This is a genomic window from Prochlorococcus marinus subsp. pastoris str. CCMP1986 (assembly GCF_000011465.1).
In the GTDB taxonomy this organism is placed as follows: domain Bacteria; phylum Cyanobacteriota; class Cyanobacteriia; order PCC-6307; family Cyanobiaceae; genus Prochlorococcus_A; species Prochlorococcus_A pastoris.
Map to the genome: position 1 here is coordinate 1,262,198 of NC_005072.1, position 14,006 is coordinate 1,276,203.

The 14,006-nt window shown below is 32.0% G+C and carries 15 protein-coding genes, 1 tRNA gene and 1 other RNA gene; 10 read left to right on the top strand and 7 right to left on the bottom strand.

What is annotated here, in order from left to right; genetic code table 11:
* The first annotated feature begins 4 nt into the window (after window positions 1-4).
* Window positions 5-1,120 (top strand): cell division protein FtsZ, encoded by a 1,116-nt coding sequence (gene ftsZ, locus TX50_RS07025; protein WP_011132943.1) that lies wholly within the window; start codon window positions 5-7, stop codon window positions 1,118-1,120.
* 12 nt (window positions 1,121-1,132) lie between these two features.
* On the opposite strand, the gene ffs is transcribed toward ftsZ, so the two are convergent.
* Window positions 1,133-1,229: signal recognition particle sRNA small type (ffs, locus tag TX50_RS09320), an RNA gene on the bottom strand.
* A gap of 45 nt (window positions 1,230-1,274) precedes the next feature.
* On the opposite strand from ffs, the gene panB reads away from it, so the two are divergent.
* Window positions 1,275-2,048, top strand: a complete 774-nt coding sequence (gene panB / locus TX50_RS07030; protein WP_011132944.1) for a 3-methyl-2-oxobutanoate hydroxymethyltransferase — start codon at window positions 1,275-1,277, stop codon at window positions 2,046-2,048.
* Here panB and hemW read toward each other — a convergent pair.
* The gene (hemW, locus tag TX50_RS07035; RefSeq protein WP_036930510.1) at window positions 2,041-3,264 is read right to left on the bottom strand and encodes a radical SAM family heme chaperone HemW; all 1,224 of its coding nucleotides are present in this window, start codon (window positions 3,262-3,264) and stop codon (window positions 2,041-2,043) included. The genes panB and hemW overlap by 8 nt on opposite strands.
* A gap of 98 nt (window positions 3,265-3,362) precedes the next feature.
* Between hemW and TX50_RS07040 the strand changes: the two genes are divergently transcribed.
* The 6 genes from TX50_RS07040 (at window position 3,363) to TX50_RS07065 (ending at window position 8,245) form a co-directional block, all read left to right on the top strand.
* On the top strand, window positions 3,363-4,472 hold the full coding sequence (locus TX50_RS07040) for a PIN/TRAM domain-containing protein (RefSeq protein ID WP_011132946.1): 1,110 nt from the start codon (window positions 3,363-3,365) through the stop codon (window positions 4,470-4,472).
* A 40-nt stretch (window positions 4,473-4,512) separates the two neighbouring features.
* Window positions 4,513-5,175 carry an ATP-dependent Clp protease proteolytic subunit gene (locus TX50_RS07045; RefSeq protein WP_011132947.1) on the top strand — a complete coding sequence of 221 codons (663 nt, stop codon included), beginning with the start codon at window positions 4,513-4,515 and terminating at the stop codon, window positions 5,173-5,175.
* Window positions 5,176-5,208: 33 nt separating this feature from the next.
* Window positions 5,209-5,814, top strand: coding sequence for an ATP-dependent Clp protease proteolytic subunit (locus TX50_RS07050; protein WP_011132948.1), 606 nt, complete (start codon window positions 5,209-5,211; stop codon window positions 5,812-5,814).
* A 116-nt stretch (window positions 5,815-5,930) separates the two neighbouring features.
* Window positions 5,931-6,920 (top strand): ketol-acid reductoisomerase, encoded by a 990-nt coding sequence (gene ilvC, locus TX50_RS07055; protein ID WP_011132949.1) that lies wholly within the window; start codon window positions 5,931-5,933, stop codon window positions 6,918-6,920.
* Complete coding sequence (cbiB, locus tag TX50_RS07060) at window positions 6,908-7,921, top strand: adenosylcobinamide-phosphate synthase CbiB (RefSeq protein ID WP_011132950.1); 1,014 nt, start codon at window positions 6,908-6,910, stop codon at window positions 7,919-7,921. The genes ilvC and cbiB overlap by 13 nt, the downstream gene beginning before the upstream one ends.
* A 57-nt stretch (window positions 7,922-7,978) precedes the next feature.
* Entirely contained in the window at window positions 7,979-8,245 is a 267-nt protein-coding gene (locus TX50_RS07065; RefSeq protein WP_011132951.1) for a chlorophyll a/b-binding protein, read from the top strand.
* Between the two features lie 209 nt (window positions 8,246-8,454).
* Here the strand turns inward: TX50_RS07065 and TX50_RS07075 are convergent, their stop codons facing one another.
* From TX50_RS07075 to TX50_RS07090, 4 genes are all read right to left on the bottom strand, one after another.
* Window positions 8,455-8,712 carry a hypothetical protein gene (locus TX50_RS07075; protein WP_036930508.1) on the bottom strand — a complete coding sequence of 86 codons (258 nt, stop codon included), beginning with the start codon at window positions 8,710-8,712 and terminating at the stop codon, window positions 8,455-8,457.
* 59 nt (window positions 8,713-8,771) lie between these two features.
* Window positions 8,772-9,017, bottom strand: a complete 246-nt coding sequence (locus TX50_RS07080) for a hypothetical protein (protein WP_011132953.1) — start codon at window positions 9,015-9,017, stop codon at window positions 8,772-8,774.
* A gap of 54 nt (window positions 9,018-9,071) precedes the next feature.
* Window positions 9,072-9,401 (bottom strand): hypothetical protein, encoded by a 330-nt coding sequence (locus tag TX50_RS07085; RefSeq protein ID WP_011132954.1) that lies wholly within the window; start codon window positions 9,399-9,401, stop codon window positions 9,072-9,074.
* Window positions 9,402-9,529: 128 nt separating this feature from the next.
* Window positions 9,530-9,805: an HU family DNA-binding protein gene (locus tag TX50_RS07090; protein ID WP_011132955.1), complete on the bottom strand. Its 276-nt coding sequence runs from the start codon at window positions 9,803-9,805 to the stop codon at window positions 9,530-9,532.
* Between the two features lie 632 nt (window positions 9,806-10,437).
* Between TX50_RS07090 and TX50_RS07095 the strand changes: the two genes are divergently transcribed.
* Window positions 10,438-12,471 (top strand): glycogen debranching protein, encoded by a 2,034-nt coding sequence (locus tag TX50_RS07095; RefSeq protein WP_011132956.1) that lies wholly within the window; start codon window positions 10,438-10,440, stop codon window positions 12,469-12,471.
* 1 nt (window position 12,472) lies between these two features.
* Here TX50_RS07095 and TX50_RS07100 read toward each other — a convergent pair.
* Window positions 12,473-12,543 (bottom strand) — tRNA-Gly (locus tag TX50_RS07100).
* A 109-nt stretch (window positions 12,544-12,652) separates the two neighbouring features.
* Between TX50_RS07100 and TX50_RS07105 the strand changes: the two genes are divergently transcribed.
* Entirely contained in the window at window positions 12,653-14,002 is a 1,350-nt protein-coding gene (locus TX50_RS07105) for an MFS transporter (RefSeq protein WP_011132957.1), read from the top strand.
* The last annotated feature ends 4 nt before the right edge of the window (window positions 14,003-14,006 follow it).

Genomic DNA, 14,006 nt, shown 5'->3' on the forward strand with positions numbered 1-14,006 from the left:
AGAGATGAGCTTCGGAAACAATCCAAACTTTGATCAATCAAAAGACATCCTTCCAAGTCAGAATGCCAAAATTGAAGTAATTGGTGTCGGGGGTGGTGGGAGTAATGCTGTAAACAGGATGATTGATAGTGATCTTGAAGGCGTTTCATTCAGAGTTTTAAATACTGATGCGCAAGCATTATTACAATCTTCTGCAGATCGTAGAGTTCAACTAGGTCAGAACTTAACAAGAGGTCTTGGAGCAGGAGGGAATCCAAGTATTGGTCAAAAAGCTGCTGAGGAATCTAAAGATGAATTGCAACAAACCTTAGAGGGCTCTGACTTGGTTTTTATTGCTGCAGGTATGGGAGGAGGAACTGGGACAGGAGCGGCTCCAGTAGTTGCTGAGGTTGCAAAGCAAAGTGGTGCTTTAACTGTTGGGATAGTAACCAAGCCATTTTCATTTGAAGGTAAAAGGAGAATGCGTCAGGCAGAAGAAGGGATTGCAAGATTAGCAGAAAACGTTGATACGCTTATTGTGATTCCAAATGATCGTTTAAAAGACGTAATTGCAGGAGCTCCACTTCAAGAAGCCTTTAGAAATGCTGATGATGTTTTAAGGATGGGAGTTAAAGGTATAAGTGACATAATTACATGCCCTGGATTAGTTAACGTTGATTTTGCTGATGTTAGGTCTGTAATGACTGAAGCTGGCACTGCCCTGCTTGGTATAGGTATTGGTTCTGGTAGATCTAGAGCATTAGAGGCTGCTCAAGCCGCAATGAATAGTCCTTTACTAGAAGCGGCAAGAATTGATGGAGCTAAAGGTTGTGTGATAAATATTACAGGTGGGAAAGATATGACATTAGAAGATATGACCTCAGCTTCAGAAATTATTTATGATGTTGTAGATCCAGAAGCAAACATAATAGTAGGTGCTGTTATAGATGAATCAATGGAAGGCGAAATACAGGTAACTGTTATTGCAACAGGTTTCGAAACCAATCAACCGTTAAAACAACAAAGGATTAAAAATAGATTATCTAATCAGCCACTTTATAATATTTCTGATAATAAAGACACAGGTACTAATATTCCAGAGTTTTTAAGATTAAGGCAGAATAAAAAAGATATCGAATAATCGCTAAAATTAAGTGACTCGGTTATCTCGCCTGCCTCAAGCATCCCTTGTGGCTGCTACCTTCCGATCCTGACCAGGTTTGGGCGTTAAAACCGCGAAAGGCCGAGTCTTAAATATATTAGCAATTTTTGATAAAAAAAGATACATAGCTTTTATGTTGCCATCAGAACTAGTTAAATATAAAAAAAAATCTCAAAAGATTATTGCATTAACTGCATGGGATTCTATTTCAGGTTCTCTAGCTGAACATTCAGGAGCAGATATTGTTCTAGTGGGAGACTCTTTAGCAATGGTCTGTTTGGGATACAAATCGACCTTGCCTGTTACGTTAGAGAATATGATTTATCATACAAATGCAGTTTCTAGAGGGTTCAGCAAAGAAATAGAAGAACAGTCATTATTAGTATGTGATATGCCTTTTCTTACTTATCAATGCGGAGAAAACAAGGCAGTGGAATATGCAGGAAAAATAATTAAGAATACTTATGCAAAGGCAGTAAAAGTTGAGGGCGCTGATCCAGAGGTACAGAATGTTATTTCAAGACTCATAAGGATGGGAATTCCTGTCATGGGTCATTTAGGGCTTACTCCACAAAGCTATTTGAATCTAGGATTTAAACAACAAGGGAACAATTCAGAAAGTCACGAAAAAATCAAACGAGATGCTTTATCACTAGAAAAATTAGGATGTTTTTCTATAGTTTTAGAACATATTCCAGAATTACTTGCTAAAGAAATTCAAACCGAATTAGAAATACCAACAATAGGTATAGGTGCAGGAAAATTTTGTGATGGACAAGTAAGAGTTACTGCTGATTTATTAGGACTAAATGATAAGCAACCTCCATTTTGTAGACCAATTATTGATGGAAAAAAAATTTTTGGTGAAAAACTAAAAGAATGGGTAGCAGCCGAAAAGCTCAATTAAATTTTTCCCACCATCTAAACATTGAAACAAGAATTTGATTGCTTAATTCCATCCCTTTTGGATCACTTAAAAAAAATCTGTTACCTCTTTTAATTAAAAGGCCACTTTCCAGGAAGGGTTCCCATGCTTTTAGTAACTTTTTTAAAGCTATTTTGGACTTTTTATTATCCCAATTTTGTTCGTTTAATAAGTTATAAATATTGATACCCTCTTTAAGTCTCATTCCTAACATGATTTTCTCATCCAATTCTTTATAAATATTTTCTTGGTTAATTAGTGAATGTTCTAATTTGATTTCGCATTGCTTAGTTACCCATTTTTTATAATCTTTACTAATTCTTGGCCTTGTAAAATTCTCTCCCCAAGGAGAACTAGTCGACCCTTGACCAAAACTCCACCATCCAAGACCTTTCCAATAAACTCTATTATGTCTTGATTGATGTCCAGGGATAGAGTAATTAGAAATTTCATATCTTGAATAACCTGAAGCTTTTAAAATAAAGTTTGTTAACTCACTATTTTTAAAAGCATCATCATCCTTTGGTAAAGATAGTTTACCTAAATCAACTAATTTCTTAAAAACCGTTCCATTCTCGATACTTAAATCATAAATTGATATGTGTGGAGGAAAAAACTTTAACGATTGTTTTAAGTCTTCTTGCCATTCTTTAAAACCACTTCTTGGTAAATTTTGAATTAAATCCAAACTCCAACTTTTTATAAAACCATGATTATATGCTCTCTTTAACCAAAAACAAGATTTTTCTACATCCTTGCTGCAATGTCTTCTTCCCGCCTGTTCTAAGACCTGATTATTAAAACTTTGAACTCCAAGACTAAATCTATTAATCCCAGCCTTTATAAAGCCATATAGATCATCTTCATTAAAACTAGCTGGATCAACTTCCATTGTGATTTCAGCACCATAATCAATTTTATAATTCTCCTTAAAAAGATTTATTAAATCTTTAATCTGTAAGGGATTTAAAATTGAAGGAGTTCCTCCACCGATATAAATTGTTGAAAGAGGAGATTTATGTTTGATTGATAATATTTCTTTATTTAAATAGGTCAAATATTCTTTAACGGTTTTACTCCCATATCCCTCTAAACTTTCGATTTTATTACCTAAAGGTATAACTGCAAAATCACAATAGAAACATCGTCTGTGGCAAAAAGGTATGTGTACGTAAGCACTTCTAGGCAATTTATTCATCATGCAAACAAAATATAAAGCTTAAAAAAAAAACATAGAGGAGTTTTAAAAATAAAATCTTTATTTACTCAATTAATAAATCCTAGTAGATTATATATATGACGGATATCTTAGTACTAATTTTATTTGTATTGTCTGGAGCGGCATCAGGATGGCTTGGGGTTGATCTTCTACCAATAGACATACTTAAACAAGTCTCTAATGTAGAAGGTTTTAGAATTGTACTAGCCATAATAGGATTTTTTATTGGATTAGCAGCAGGTTTTGTATTTTTACAGCTTAGAAAGACATTCCTTGATCAAATACGTACAATGCCTACGGATTTGTTAATAAGCAGAGCGGTAGGGTTGATTTTAGGATTACTTGTTGCAAATCTACTACTTGCTCCAATATTGTTGATTCCATTTCCAAGGGAAGTATTTTTTGCAAAACCTTTAGCAGCCATTCTTAGTAATTTTTTCTTTGGGGCACTTGGTTATAAATTAGCTGATACTCATGGCAGGACATTGTTAAGACTATTTAACCCTACTAATACTGACGCTTATTTAGTAAATGAAGGAATAATTCCAGCAGCAAGTCCAAAAATTCTTGATACTAGTGTAATTATTGATGGAAGGATAAATGGTTTATTAAGCTGTGGATTACTTGAAGGTCAATTAATTGTGGCCCAAAGTGTAATTGATGAACTACAAACCTTAGCTGACTCTAGTAGTAATGAAAAAAGAGGAAAAGGAAGAAGAGGTCTTAAATTATTAAAAGAGCTGAGAGAACTATATGGAAGGAGACTTGTAATAAACCCAACTAAATATGAGGGGAATGGGGTAGATGAAAAACTTCTAAGAATTACGGAGGATATGGCAGGTACTTTAATTACGGCAGATTATAATCTTTCCCAAATTGCAGAAGTAAAAGAATTAAAAGTTATGAATTTGAGCGATTTAGTTATAGCTTTAAGGCCAGAAGTACAGCCTGGAGAATCACTTAATATAAAAATAGTCAGAGAGGGTAAAGAAAAATTGCAAGGAATTGGATATTTAGATGATGGGACAATGGTCGTAATTGATGATGCAAAGAAATTTGTGGGAGAAAGATTAGATATAGTTATTACTGGTGCATTGCAATCGCCCACTGGAAGAATGGTATTTGGGAAATTGATAAATAATCCTGAGTCAAACAAATCTTTTAAATCTCCAGCGACACAGGGCTAAATATAGCTAGAATCATACTAGTATTTATTTTGTAGAACATATGACTGTATCTGCTCCTTATTACGGCGAGAATACCGCTATGAGGACTCCGCCACCAGATTTACCTTCTCTTCTGCTAAAGGAGAGAATTGTATACCTAGGATTACCGTTATTTTCAGACGATGACGCTAAAAGACAATTAGGAATGGATGTTACCGAGCTAATTATTGCTCAACTCCTATATTTAGAATTTGATGATCCAGACAAACCTATTTATTTTTATATAAATTCAACAGGCACTAGCTGGTATACCGGAGATGCGGTTGGTTTTGAAACAGAAGCTTTTGCTATTTGCGATACCATCAACTACATTAAACCTCCTATTCATACAATTTGTATTGGACAAGCAATGGGAACAGCGGCAGTTATATTGTCTTCAGGGACTAAAGGGCATAGAGCAGCTCTTCCTCATGCTTCTATTGTTCTTCATCAACCAATTAGCGGAGCTAGAGGGCAAGCAACTGATATCCAAATAAGGGCAGAAGAGGTGTTAAAAAATAAAAAATCAATGCTGGAGATCTTATCACGCAACACCGGTAAAAGTATTGAAGAGCTTTCGAAAGATTCTGACAGGATGAGTTATCTTAACCCTCAAGAAGCTTTAGATTATGGAGTGATAGATAGGATACTCACAAGTCAAAAAGATTTACCTAATAACATTTAATCCTTACTTTTAACTCACTACTTTTTTAAAATTATGCCAATAGGAACTCCAAGCGTGCCGTATAGACTACCAGGAAGTCAATACGAAAGATGGGTAGACATTTATACAAGATTGGGTGTTGAGAGGATTTTATTTCTCGGACAAGAAGTTAATGATGGAATTGCGAACAGCTTAGTTGCTCAAATGCTATACCTTGATTCTGATGATAATACAAAACCTATTTATCTTTACATAAACAGTCCTGGCGGATCAGTCACTGCTGGTTTAGCAATATATGACACTATCAAATACGTTAAGAGCGATGTAGTCACTATATGCGTAGGTCTTGCAGCCTCAATGGGAGCATTTTTATTGGGAGCTGGTACTAAAGGTAAAAGGGTTGCTCTTCCTCATAGTCGAATTATGATTCATCAACCACTGGGAGGGACTTCACAACGTCAGGCTAGCGATATTGAAATAGAAGCTAGAGAAATACTGAGAATTAAAGATATGTTGAATCACTCTATGTCTGATATGACAGGACAATCCTTTGAAAAAATAGAGAAAGATACTGATAGAGATTATTTTCTAAGTGCTGAAGAAGCTAAAAACTATGGGCTAATAGATAGAGTAATTTCACATCCAAGCGAGGCGAGCTAGCTCTTATTATCTAAAATTAATATTTAAATATTAATTTTTAAATGAGCAATTATATGGTTTATTTACACCTTTAATGTCTAAAATATTAACTATCAAAAGTTTAGAAGTTACAACTAATGACACAACTCTTTTATGACACAGATGCTGACCTAAGTCTATTAAAAAATAAAACTATCGCAATAATAGGTTACGGCTCACAAGGCCATGCACATGCTTTAAATCTTAAAGACAGTGGAATGGATGTAATAGTAGGGTTATACAAAGGTAGTAATTCTGAAAGCAAAGCTATTAATGATGGATTAAAAGTATTCACTGTTTCTGAGGCTTGTGAAAAAGCAGATTGGATTATGATTCTGCTTCCAGATGAGTTCCAAAAAGATGTTTATATCAAAGAGATAGAACCAAATTTAAAAGAAGGTAAGATATTAAGTTTTGCACATGGATTCAATATAAGATTCGAACTCATTAAGCCACCTAATTTTGTCGACGTTGTAATGATTGCACCAAAAGGGCCTGGACATACTGTTCGTTGGGAATATCAGAATGGCCAAGGAGTTCCTGCCCTATTCGCAGTTGAACAAGACTATTCAGGCAATGCGAGATCATTAGCTATGTCTTATGCCAAGGGTATTGGAGGTACAAGAGCTGGGATTCTTGAAACAAATTTCAAAGAAGAAACTGAAACAGATCTTTTTGGAGAACAGGCAGTTCTATGTGGTGGTTTATCAGAACTTGTTAAATCAGGATTTGAAACTCTCGTTGAGGCAGGATATCAACCTGAATTAGCATATTTTGAGTGTTTACATGAAGTAAAGTTAATAGTCGATCTTATGGTTAAGGGAGGATTATCTCAAATGAGAGATTCAATTTCAAATACTGCAGAATATGGTGATTATGTAAGTGGGAAAAGACTTATAAATAATGAAACAAAAAAAGAAATGCAGAAAATTTTAAAAGATATTCAAGATGGTACTTTCGCTAAGAATTTTGTAGATGAATGTGATAATAACAAACCCTTAATGACAAAATTAAGAGAAGAAAATTCTAAACACGAGATAGAAAAAGTTGGGAAAGGTCTTCGTGCTATGTTCAGTTGGCTGAAATAAATTTATATTTTATATTTATTGCCTCGATTGGGTTTGATCTTTTAATTGGTGATCCAAAGTTTATCATCCATCCTGTTCAAATAATTGGGATTTACATAAAACAAATAACTAATTTTTTTATCCATAATTTCAAGAAAAATAAGAGGATATTATTTTGGGGAGGATTATTTATTGCACTATCCACTATCGCGACAAGCTTTGTGATCGGTAAGATTATTGAATTAATGTTCATTCAATCAAAAAGCAATCTTATTTTTGGAATATTAATCTTCTTAGGCTTATCGAGTTGTTTAGCTTCAAAGAGTCTAATCTTGAGCGTAAAAGAAATTTCAAATCTTATAAACGACAACATAACTGATCAAAAAACTGAACAAATAGTTAAAGAAAAAGTTCAAAGAATTGTAAGTAGAGATGTAAGTACAGCTTCGTTAGAGCATCTTTTGAGATCAAGTATTGAAAGTCTTACAGAAAATTCAGTTGATGGGATTTTTGGTCCGCTTTTTTGGATATTTATTGGAACAGTTTTTATCAAATTTTCGATTTTTCTTCCAGGTCCTTTATCACTTGGCTTTTCATATAAAGCAATAAGTACTTTGGATTCAATGATCGGCTATAAATATGACCATTACAGATATCTAGGTTTTTTTAGTGCAAAAATTGAAGATTGTTCAACTTTCCTTCCAAGTAGAATAGTTTTATTAACATTACCTTTGGTTAGTTCTAAAATTAAAAAATATATTTCTGTCATTAAAAAAAGTTACTCTGATGGAATTAAATATGATTCTCCTAATTCTGGTATTTCAGAGGCTATTTTTGCATATATTTCCAATGTCAAATTAGGAGGTGAGAACAAGTACAATGATGAAATTATTGAAAAGCCAATTATCAATTCAAATGGTAATATTTGCTCCAAAGAAAAAATAAATATTATTTGTCAATTAATTTTAAGACTTCAAATACTTTGGATAATTACTTTTACCATAATTTTTTTTAAAATTTGAATCCTAATTCAATGAAATTTGTTTTAAGTAACTATCATTATTAAAAAGACAATTTTCATGAAAGAAGAAAAACCCCCATTAAAAAATTCGGATAATAGTCCTACTGAAAATCTAAAGGAAGAGACAAATAATACATCTTCTGATAATGAATATTCAAAATGGGTTGATAATCAAGGTGATGAAGTAAAAGATGTTTTTGGATTTAATAGTAGTGCCGAACTTGTTAATGGCAGAGCAGCTATGATCGGTTTTTTAATGCTCTTATTAACCGAATTAGTTTTTAAAGGAAGGCCTGTCACTTCCTCAATCTTTGGTATAAATTGATAATGGAAGAAAAAAAATCTAATCCATTAAAAATTTTCCTATACATTTCAGCTTGGGTAATAATTTGGGGAACATTTGGTTCATTTATAGATTTCCCCCTTTATAAAAATAATATCTATCAAGAGGGGAGCATATATCAATATCTTACTTTTACAATTACAGCAATCATTTCAATTTTGAGTGCCAAATTCTTTTATAAAAAAATTAAACTATAAGAACTTATATCTATATTTTTTAATAATTTTTGCTGGTTCTAAATTATCCTGAGTCTCATATAGTATCCATTGATGAGTTTCAGTATCATGATCACAACCTAAGCTATTTGATGGGTCAGGCAAATTAGAAAGATATGAGTGACATGACTGATCCGCCTCGAAAGCAGAGTCATAACCACTTAAAAAGTATACTGAAAATCCAATAAGTACAACTGATATAACCACTTGAAAAAATAAGCTAACTATCTTCATGAATTTCCGGTCAAAATTTAAATATATCACTTCTAAAATTCTTTCGATAAAAAATTAAGCTATCGACCAACATTAAAGATAAAATCATGAAAGCCTTTATTATTAAAATACAAAATAACCAAAAGTACTAAAATTATATTTAAAACTAATACAACTGAACCAAATATATTAATCTGCTTTTTACCTGGCAAGGTATAAGTAAATTTTTTTCCTTTAAGAAAAGAAGCTAACCCTTTTTTCTCTTTTTCCAAATCCTTAATAGGTTTATCATTTTTAACTTCACTTTCAGAAAAACCTTTTACCATTTCAACCTTTATAACAAATTAATAATATTCTAAATTTAAAATTTTTCTCAAGAATTAACAATTTTTATTCACATATGAAAGCATCATTCCATTTTTATTTTTCTTTAACTTTCTAAAGTAATAAGCTTCAATAAGTTCTGTCTGCAACCCAAGAATACTTGCCTGACATTTATATTTTTTTTGCTCAGACTCAACTAACTGTATTTTCTCAATTTCCAATAATAAGTTACTACATACTTTATATTGCAAATCTTTGAAGCATTCATTTGCTTTTCTTAAAATTTCCGATTTAGTTAATAATTGTTCGGCAACAATAGGATTTAAGAATAAAACTAACAAAGGTAGTGAGAAACATATAAATTTCTTATAACTAAAAAGAGTCAAAAAGTAAAAACCCTCCTAATAAAATCATGTTAAAAATAATATAAAAAAATTATCAATACTTTTTTCTTTAAAAAAAAAGGTGTTCAAAAAGAACACCTATATTAAAGACAAAATAAGCTATTAGAATATTAGCCTTGAACTCTATCCTTAAATAGTTTTCCTGCTGAGAATGTAGGAACTCTTTTCGCGGGAATCGCAATTTTTTCCCCAGTTTTAGGGTTTAAGCCCTGTCTAGCAGAACGATCCCTTGGTTCAAAAGAACCAAATCCCAGTATGGAGACTTTTTTGCCTTCCACTACTGAATCAACAATAGTTTCAATAGCTGCATCAACAACTAAAGATACATCTGTTTTTGTAAGCTCAGTACGAGCAGCTACAAGATTTACTAAATCAGCTTTGTTCATTGAATTGTTTGTATAGCAGAGATTTGAAAGACAAGAATTTTAAAATCAAGTCTAATTACCTCGAACTTGCATATCATATGGAGCAAATACAAATACGGCAACCAAAAATGCCGGCAGCGCAAAGCTTTATACAAAATTTAATGACATTTTTAGCTATTCAACAATATTGTTAGATCTTAAATTTTTATAAGCACTTAAATTTACTTTAGGTAAAATGAAGGGCCAAAACTCTTGCAGTAACTAGTTTTCTTTAAAAAAGTTTAATTTCTAATTATTAAAAAAATTTATATTTAAAAGTAATCAATTTAACAATTTCAAATATTTATTATTTTTTATTAAATTTCAGATATATTTTCTTCTCAGCACATGAAGAGGATATTCTTTCCATTTTAAAAGCAAAAAAATTCAGTAACATATTACGTTTGAACCGAGTTTTGAACTTTTTTGTGTATAAATACAAAACAAAGAAAAGAACATTTAATTAGTAATATTAAATTTTTTAAATTTAAGAATATTGATGAGTGAAACATCAAATTTGATTCTTTTTTTTTAATTTTGCACTTATGATTCTGAAATGAATTATTTAATTAAATTAGTTCATTTATAAAAAAAATTAAAGAAATAAAGAAACAGTGAATGATATAAAGGTTGGAAAACCATTACCTCTGGGTAGTTCAATAACTTCAGGAGGTGTCAATTTCTCTCTAATAGCTACAAATGCAGAATATATAGAAATTTTATTATTCGAGAAAGAAGATTCAGTTGCTCCAAAAACAATCTTCAAGTTAGATCATAGTCATAAGACTGGTTCTTATTGGCATGCTGAAATAAATAATCTCAAAGAGGGTTCAATCTATGCCTTTAGAGTAAAACAGAATGATAATGGACTAAATAAAAATTATTCTAAAACTGTTCTCATAGATCCTTGCTCAAGAGGCATTACTGGATGGAGTAATTACAAAAGAAAAAATGCACTCAACAATATAGATAACATGGATTGTTGTCTTAAAAGTGTTGTTTGTGATAGAAAATCTTTTAATTTTAAAGATTTCCCTAGACCTAAACACTCATGGAAAGAAACTATTATTTATGAGTTACATATCAAAGCATTTACTCAATCCTCTAATGAAGAAGAAAGTTGTTTTAAAAAATTTTTAAAAAAAATTCCATATCTTAAAAAACTTGGCATAACAAGTATTGAATTACTTCCGGTATTTTGTTTTGACCCAAATGATGCTCCTAATGGATTAGAAAATTTCTGGGGATATAGTCCTATTAACTGGTTTACTCCACATTTTCAATATCTTTCTAATAATACCGCCAAAGGAAATAGAGAGGAATTTAGAAAATTTGTGGAAGAATGCCATAAAGCAAACATTGAAGTAATTTTAGATGTGGTTTATAACCATACCTCTGAAGGAGATTATCAAGGACCTGCCATATCTTGGAAAGGGATAGATGACAATCTTTATTATTTCATCGACAAAGATAAAAATTATCAAGATGTCTCTGGATGTGGGAACACTATAGCAGCAAATAGAGGATTAGTTAGAAAATTAATATTAGAGTCATTAAAATGCTGGGTAAATGAATTAGGCGTTGATGGTTTTAGATTTGATTTAGGTATTGCCTTGTCAAGAGGTGAAGATCTCATCCCTCTTGATAATCCACCAATTTTTGATGATATTGAATGTGATCCTGAACTTGCCGATATCAAATTTATCAGTGAGCCTTGGGATTGTGGAGGATTATATAAATTAAACGATTTCCCCTCTAAGAAAACGTTTACATGGAATGGGCATTTCAGAGATGACTTAAGAAGATTTTGGAAAGGGGATAAAGATACGGCTTGGAATATGAGTGACAAAATCAAAGGTAGTCCATCACATTACAAAGAAAATAATTTCTTACCAAAGTCTATAAATTTCATAACTTCACACGATGGATTTACACTAAAAGATTTAGTTACCTTTAACAAAAAACATAATTTCGCAAATAAAGAGCAAAATAGAGATGGGGATAACCACAACAATTCATGGAATCATGGAGTGGAAGGACCTACATCAGACTTATCTATTAAAAAATTAAGAAAGCGGCAACAAAAAAATTTACTTTTGAGTTTATTCATTTCAAGAGGAGTCCCTATGTTGCTAATGGGTGATGAAATAGGAAGATCTCAAGGCGGAAATAATAATTCTTGGTGCCAAAACAATTCTTTAGGTTGGATGAATTGGGATGAAAATCAACAAGATTTAGAACTATTAAATTATCTAAAGTATTTAATAAAAATAAGAAAAAAATTTATTAATTTTTTTAATCCTATTTCTTCAACAAATAAAAAAGAAATTGACAATTTAGCCAATTATTATTGGCATGGTCCAAAGTTAGAAAGTCCAGATTGGAGTAGTTGGTCACATACAGTTGCATTAAGCATCAATAAAGGTGAAAATAATCCTTTAATTTGGGCTGGCTTAAATGCATATTCAAAAAGCATTGATTTTTATTTACCAAAATCTAAAAGTAAATGGCTCAAAATTATTGATACTAATCATTCTGAAAATACTAAGCCTATCCCCATTACCGATACTTTTATTAAAGTAGATAATAGAAGCTCTGTGTTAATTATTTCAGAAGAAGTATTTGGAACAAAAAATAATATAATCTAAAAGCGGGCGGCGGGAATCGAACCCGCATCTTCAGCTTGGAAGGCTGAGGTTTTACCACTAAACCACGCCCGCAAAAAGTAATAGAATTACCTTTGCAATAATACATTACCAAACAATCAACAAAGTAAAAAGATTGGAAAATTCACACTCAAAAAATATAACCGGATCAAGAACAAGATTAATGCTCTCTTATGGACTTGGAGATGCAGGCACAGGTCTAGCCGCCACACAATTTGGCTTTTTCCTTTTTAGATTCTTTATTTGTTCGGCAGGTTTACCCGTTTTAATTGCAGGTTCATTACTAATGTTGATAAAAATATGGGATGCAATAAACGATCCATTAATAGGATGGTTAAGTGATAGGACAAAATCGAGATGGGGGCCAAGGATACCTTGGATGCTAATTGCTGCAGTGCCTCTAGGGATTTCTTTGGCAGCAATTTGGTGGATCCCCACAGGCCCTGTCATAAACAGAACGATATACTATACTTTGATTTCAATAATAGTAATGACTGCTTATACAAGTATTAATCTTCCTTTCGCAGCTCTATCTACAGAAATCTCAGAAAAAACTTCAATAAGAACTAGGTTAAATGCCGCAAGATTTACAGGCTCAATAATAGCTGGTTTAACTGGTTTAATAATAGCTGGAGTGGTTTTAAATTCAGAAGGATTAGCTAATAACGAATATTTTGTGATGGGCAAAATTAGCGGTTTTATAGCAGTAATAACAACCTTATTATCTTGCTGGGGACTTGCCCCATATGCAAAAAAAGCTAGACGGCCATCTGCGAAAGCGGAACCAATTAAACTTCAATTTAAAAGAATATTTAATAACAAAAAATTTCTTAAAGTGATTTCCCTTTATATTTTACTTTGGTGTGCCTTGCAGTTAATGCAAACAGTCGCGTTAATTTATGTAGAGGATGTTCTTAATGTGCCTTCAGAAATTGCTAACTGGGTTCCAATACCATTCCAAATAAGTGCCCTAATAGGATTACAAATATGGGCAAGAGTCTCAAATAAGTTGAACAGAATTTCAGCTTTAAACTATGGTGCAATTATTTGGATTATTTCTTGTACATCAGCATTATTTTTACCTTCTTTATCAAAAGTTTCTTCTATAGAAGATAGCTTTTTACTTAATTTTGATAACCTTATCCTATTCATAATGTTGATTGTCATAATCTGTTTAATTGGAATAGGAGCTTCAACCGCGTACTTAATACCTTGGTCACTACTTCCTGATGCAATAGATGAAGATCCAGAAAAACCCGCAGGCCTTTATACTGCTTGGATGGTTCTTATTCAGAAAATTGGCATTGGACTAAGTGTTCAAGTATTAGGTTTATTATTATATATATCTGGTTATCAATCATGTTTTGTGGACAAATCTACTTTAAATATTATTGAACAATCATCTTTAGCTCAATTAACCATCAGGTTGTGTATTGGTTTTATACCTTCTTTATTAGTAATAGTTGGACTATTTATAATGCGAAAGTGGGATCAAAAATTATTAACCAATTAATATA

Excerpts from the sequence above, each read along its gene's own strand:
- TX50_RS07065 (WP_011132951.1), top strand. The coding sequence starts at position 7,979 with ATGAAAGAAGAAAAACCCCCATTAAAAAATTCGGATAATAGTCCTACT.
- TX50_RS07075 (WP_036930508.1), bottom strand. The coding sequence starts at position 8,712 with ATGAAGATAGTTAGCTTATTTTTTCAAGTGGTTATATCAGTTGTACTT.
- TX50_RS07105 (WP_011132957.1), top strand. The coding sequence starts at position 12,653 with ATGCTCTCTTATGGACTTGGAGATGCAGGCACAGGTCTAGCCGCCACA.
- TX50_RS07040 (WP_011132946.1), top strand. The coding sequence starts at position 3,363 with ATGACGGATATCTTAGTACTAATTTTATTTGTATTGTCTGGAGCGGCA.
- ilvC (WP_011132949.1), top strand. The coding sequence starts at position 5,931 with ATGACACAACTCTTTTATGACACAGATGCTGACCTAAGTCTATTAAAA.
- hemW (WP_036930510.1), bottom strand. The coding sequence starts at position 3,264 with ATGAATAAATTGCCTAGAAGTGCTTACGTACACATACCTTTTTGCCAC.
- TX50_RS07080 (WP_011132953.1), bottom strand. The coding sequence starts at position 9,017 with ATGGTAAAAGGTTTTTCTGAAAGTGAAGTTAAAAATGATAAACCTATT.
- TX50_RS07050 (WP_011132948.1), top strand. The coding sequence starts at position 5,209 with ATGCCAATAGGAACTCCAAGCGTGCCGTATAGACTACCAGGAAGTCAA.
- panB (WP_011132944.1), top strand. The coding sequence starts at position 1,275 with ATGTTGCCATCAGAACTAGTTAAATATAAAAAAAAATCTCAAAAGATT.
- ftsZ (WP_011132943.1), top strand. The coding sequence starts at position 5 with ATGAGCTTCGGAAACAATCCAAACTTTGATCAATCAAAAGACATCCTT.
- TX50_RS07090 (WP_011132955.1), bottom strand. The coding sequence starts at position 9,805 with ATGAACAAAGCTGATTTAGTAAATCTTGTAGCTGCTCGTACTGAGCTT.
- TX50_RS07045 (WP_011132947.1), top strand. The coding sequence starts at position 4,513 with ATGACTGTATCTGCTCCTTATTACGGCGAGAATACCGCTATGAGGACT.